Raw genomic sequence first — 4,481 nt, forward strand, 5'->3', positions numbered from 1 at the left:
GCCATGGATCAGGCGCTCGGGCAGATCCCGGTTCATATGGAAGCTGAAGTGCCAGAGCCTGGCGGTTGTCGTCTCCCATCCGGTCCAGCCGGGAAGCGGAACATCCAGGACGGCCAGGTGGGTAACAGCCTCCCGATAGATGGCGGCCTGCGGCAACGCCACCATTCCGCCAATGTCATGGCCGCACACGACGTAGCGTTCATGCCCAAGGGCAACCATGACCTCGTGCGCGTCGCGCGCCATCGTGGCCTTGTCATAGCCGTCAAGCGGGCAGTCGGAAAAACCCGCGCCGCGCAGATCCATGGCCACCACGCTGAAATGCTCGGCGAGCAGCGGCATCACATGGTGCCATTCCCACCATGTCTCCGGCCAACCGTGAAGCAGAAGGATCGGCGGGCCTGAGCCCCCCGTGACGGCGTTGATCTTGATGCCATTCACCGGCACCATCTGCTGGGTAAACCCTTCCAAAGTTGCGATCATGATCGCTTTCCAATCGATGTTGACGTTCAAACAGAGCTCGCGGCCAGCGCTTAGGGCTGGCCGAAATCGGTGGCGATCGTGATGTCGCGCCAGGCGTCGATATCGCTGCGAAAGGAAGCCAGCTTTCGCTCGGCGATCGCATGTGCGATCGGGCCGAGCGGCAGATGAAGCGGGGCGTCATCGGCATCGACTGCCTGCAGGATGACCGCGATCGCCTTGTCGGGATCGCCGGCCTGATTGCCGTTGTTGGTTTCGCGATAGTGCCTGCGCGAGCTCGCGGCGTATTCCGGCATCTCGTTGGCCGCCATCGTGATCGAACGGCCAAGGAAATCGGTGCGAAACGGCCCAGGCTCGACGATCAGCACGCGAATGCCGAACGGCTTCAGCTCGCCGGCGAGCGCTTCGGAAATCCCTTCCACGGCGAATTTGGCGGCATGGTAATAGCCTCCGCCGCCACGGCCCTCGATGCCCGCGCCGGACGACATATTGACGATCGTTCCGCCCGAACGTCGTAGGACGGGCAAGGCGGCTCTGGTGGTTTCGATCAGACCGAAGACGTTTACCTCGAACATCGGCCGATATTCCTCGGGCGTGCCTTCCTCGATCGCGCCGAACAGCGCGTAGCCGGCATTGTTCACGAGCACGTCAAACCCGCCAAAGGTCTCGACCGCCTTTGCGACCGCTGCCTTGGCTGCCGCCGCATCCGTCACGTCGAGCGGCAAGGTGATCATGCGGCCGCCGAAAGGCTCGGCCATTTCCTCGATCATCTTGACATTGCGGGCCGTCGCAATGACCCGGTCGCCACGCTGTGCTGCGGCGAGCGCGAGCCGCTGGCCGAAGCCGCTTGAGCAGCCTGTGATGAGCCAAGTTTTCATTACTTCTTCTCCGAGTTGTTTTCAGACGACGCCACGCTGCCGTCGCCGCGAGCCGTCATGTCGGCCATGACGACCAGTCCTTCTCCCCGAGGCCCGCCGAGACAGCTTTGTTCAGCTCCCCGCGGACAGCTTCAAGCATCGGGAGACCCGCGCCGATGAGTTGGACGGTCGCGATGCCGAAGCCACAGGGGTGGCTTCGGGGCATGGGTCACGAAACTTCCGCAGCCCTGAGCCTGAACATCAGGGCATCGGCTTCATTTGCTCGCCGCTTCGGCGATGACATCGGCGACTTCGCGCGGATGCGAGATATAAACCGCATGGCTGGCACCGGGCACCTCGGTGACCTTCGCACTTGCCCGCTTGTACATAGACCGCTCCGCCTCGGCGCTGATAGCCATGTCCAGCCCGGCCACGATGCCGTAGCTTGGCTTGGTCTTCCAGGCCGCGTGCTGCGTCTTGGTTCCGAGGATCTTCGCCGAAACCGGCACCTGCGAGTCGGTCATGAAATCCGTCTCGGCTTTGGACAGGTCAGCGGCGAATCCCGCCCGGAACTTCGCGGGGTCGAACAGCAGGAAGCCGTCAGAAGTCGCCTTGAACGCGTCCGCGGTCGGACTCGGCCACTTCTCAAACACATCACCTACGCCCTCGCCAACATCCGGGACGATGGCCGCGACATAGACAAGTGCCGAAACCTTCGGGTCGACGCCGGCTTCGGTGATGATCTGACCACCGTAGCTGTGGCCGACGAGGACGACCGGCCCATTTTGCTGCTCGATGGCGCGGTGAACCGCCTGAACGTCATCCGCCAGCGAAGTGTTCGGTTCCTGAACGACCGTGACTTTCAAGCCCTTGGCGACCAAGCGCTCATAAACGCCCTTCCAGCCGCTGCCATCGACCAACGCGCCATGGACCAAAATCACATTTTGGGCCGGCTGCGCGAAAGCGGAGGGCGCGCCGAACACCACCGCAAGAGCCGCAGCACCGAGATAGAGAGACTTGAGAGACATTTGCCGATCCTTCCGAATGACATGGGGTGATACACGAGAGACGGTCCGACCGACCGATGGTGGGAATCTAGGTGCTTAGATTTGTTCTTTAACTGACATAAATGTATTCTCGGCGTTCAGTTTTGTGTGGGCGGTCTCATGGAATGGAGTGACGTCAGAATCTTTCTTGCTATTGCGCGATCCGGCACGCTAGGCGGCGCCGCGCGTTCTCTTCAGACAAGCCATCCGACCGTCGGCAGGCGCCTTCGTGCACTTGAGCAGGCGATCGGTCACACGCTTTTCCAGCGGACTGCGGACGGTCTTGTTCTGACCGACGAGGGCCACGGGATCATCGCGCTGGCGGAGCAGATGGAAGAAGGCGCGCTGGCCATGGAGCGCCGGCTTGCGGGGCAGGAGCAGAATCTCAAAGGCAGTCTGCGCATTTCGTCAGCGGACTGGTTCGGGGCCTATGTCCTGCCTCCTATCCTGGCGGATTTCTCCAGGGCCTATCCCAATGTAGACGTCGAAATCCTGACCGGCACACGCCTGTTCAACCTCGCCCAGCGGGAGGCCGACGTCGCTTTTCGCATCGTTCCGTTCGACACTGCCGATGTCGTTCAGCGGCGGCTCTTCAGGCTCGAATACGGCGTCTACATTGCCGAGGAGGCGCCTGATCCCAAATATGGCGATGGGACCGGTTTCCGGCTGATCACCCATGACACATCCACGGGCCATTTCCCTGACATCGCGTGGCTCATCGAGAGTTTCCCCAACGCGAGACCGGTCCTGCGGTCGAACAACCGCAACGTCCAGGGGCGTATGTGCAGGCAAGGCGTCGGCATCGCCGTCCTGCCCCGCGTGGTCGGCAATCAGATCCCGGGTATCCGCAGGCTGGAACTGCCGACGTCGCCGCCAGCGCGAGACATTTGGATGGGATACCACCGGGACCTACGGCGTCTTCAGCGTCTTCGCGCGTTCATCTCGACGGTATCGGACCATCTCGTGAACGCGACCGCATGATGTGCGGCCCTGAAATGGCTCAACGTTCCCGGTGCCGAGGACCACGTCTTTCCCGGTTGGGAGTCTGAACCGGTGCATCAGCACAAAAGCACCGCGTCAGACCAGGGCGCACACCGTCTTCGTCTCGAGATAGTTCTCCAGGCCGGGCGCGCCGTTCTCGTAGCCCCAACCGGACTGCTTGTGACCACCCTTGGGCAGCTCCGGCGAGAAGTAGGAATGGCAGTTGATCCATACGGTGCCGGAACGGATGCGCGCAGACAGACGATGCGCGGTGGAGAGATCGCGCGTCCATAGGCTGGCGGCGAGGCCATAAGGCGAGTCGTTCGCAAAGGCGATTGCTTCGTCGGGATCGTCGAACGGCGTCACGGCGACGACGGGTCCGAAAATCTCCTCGCGCATCATGCGCATCCGCGGCCTGACGCTTGTGACCACGGTAGGCTCGAAGAAGGTGCCCGTTCGCTTTCCGCCGACAACGATGTCGGCGCCGGCTTGCTCGCCTTCCGCGACATAAGCCGCGACGCGTTCGGCCTGGACCGCGTTGACCAGCGGCCCGAGATCGGTATCGGGGTCGAGCCCGTGACCGAGCCTCAGCTTCTTCGCTTCCGCCGTCAGCCCCTCTATCAGGCGGTCGCAGATCGAGCGATGGGCGTAGACGCGCGAGCCGGCGACGCAGACCTGGCCGGCATTGGCGAAGATGCCGCGCGCGATGCCGGGGATCGCGAGCTCCATATCGGCATCGGGCATGACGATGGCCGGCGACTTGCCGCCGAGCTCGAGCGTGAGCTTCTTCAGATTGCCGCTAGCGGCAACGACGATCAGCTTGCCGACCTCGGTTGAGCCGGTGAAGGCGACCTTGTCGACACCCGGATGCGCGGCAAGCGCGGCGCCGACCGTCTCGCCCGGGCCGGTGACGATATTCACGACGCCGGCCGGCAGGCCGGCCTCGATCAGGAGCTCGCCTAGCCTCAGCGCCGTGAGCGAGGTCTCCTCCGCCGGCTTCAACACCACGGTGCAGCCGGCAGCCAGTGCGGGCGCGAGCTTCATCGCCGCCATCAACAGCGGCGAGTTCCACGGCGTGATGGCCGCCACCACGCCGATCGGCTCGCGCGTCGTATAGGCG

General features: G+C 63.3%; 5 protein-coding genes. 1 reads left to right on the forward strand and 4 read right to left on the reverse strand.

What is annotated here, in order from left to right; translation table 11 throughout:
• From EOA27_RS23960 to EOA27_RS23970, 3 genes are all read right to left on the reverse strand, one after another.
• Positions 1-480 (reverse strand): alpha/beta hydrolase (locus tag EOA27_RS23960; RefSeq protein WP_145970498.1); only part of this gene is annotated, 480 nt, incomplete at its 3' end.
• Positions 481-530: 50 nt separating this feature from the next.
• Positions 531-1,355, reverse strand: a complete 825-nt coding sequence (locus EOA27_RS23965; RefSeq protein ID WP_126078782.1) for an oxidoreductase — start codon at positions 1,353-1,355, stop codon at positions 531-533.
• A gap of 254 nt (positions 1,356-1,609) precedes the next feature.
• Entirely contained in the window at positions 1,610-2,320 is a 711-nt protein-coding gene (locus EOA27_RS23970; protein ID WP_245491148.1) for an alpha/beta hydrolase, read from the reverse strand.
• Between the two features lie 180 nt (positions 2,321-2,500).
• Between EOA27_RS23970 and EOA27_RS23975 the strand changes: the two genes are divergently transcribed.
• Positions 2,501-3,361, forward strand: a complete 861-nt coding sequence (locus EOA27_RS23975) for a LysR family transcriptional regulator (RefSeq protein WP_126083504.1) — start codon at positions 2,501-2,503, stop codon at positions 3,359-3,361.
• Positions 3,362-3,457: 96 nt separating this feature from the next.
• On the opposite strand, the gene EOA27_RS23980 is transcribed toward EOA27_RS23975, so the two are convergent.
• A partial coding sequence (locus EOA27_RS23980; RefSeq protein WP_145970497.1) for an aldehyde dehydrogenase family protein occupies positions 3,458-4,481 on the reverse strand: 1,024 nt, incomplete at its 5' end.

Source organism: Mesorhizobium sp. M2A.F.Ca.ET.037.01.1.1, from assembly GCF_003998075.1.
GTDB lineage: Bacteria > Pseudomonadota > Alphaproteobacteria > Rhizobiales > Rhizobiaceae > Mesorhizobium.

Bases quoted from the DNA above. Each gene is read 5' to 3' on its own strand.
- EOA27_RS23965 (WP_126078782.1), bottom strand. From the start codon at position 1,355: ATGAAAACTTGGCTCATCACAGGCTGCTCAAGCGGCTTCGGCCAGCGG.
- EOA27_RS23975 (WP_126083504.1), top strand. From the start codon at position 2,501: ATGGAATGGAGTGACGTCAGAATCTTTCTTGCTATTGCGCGATCCGGC.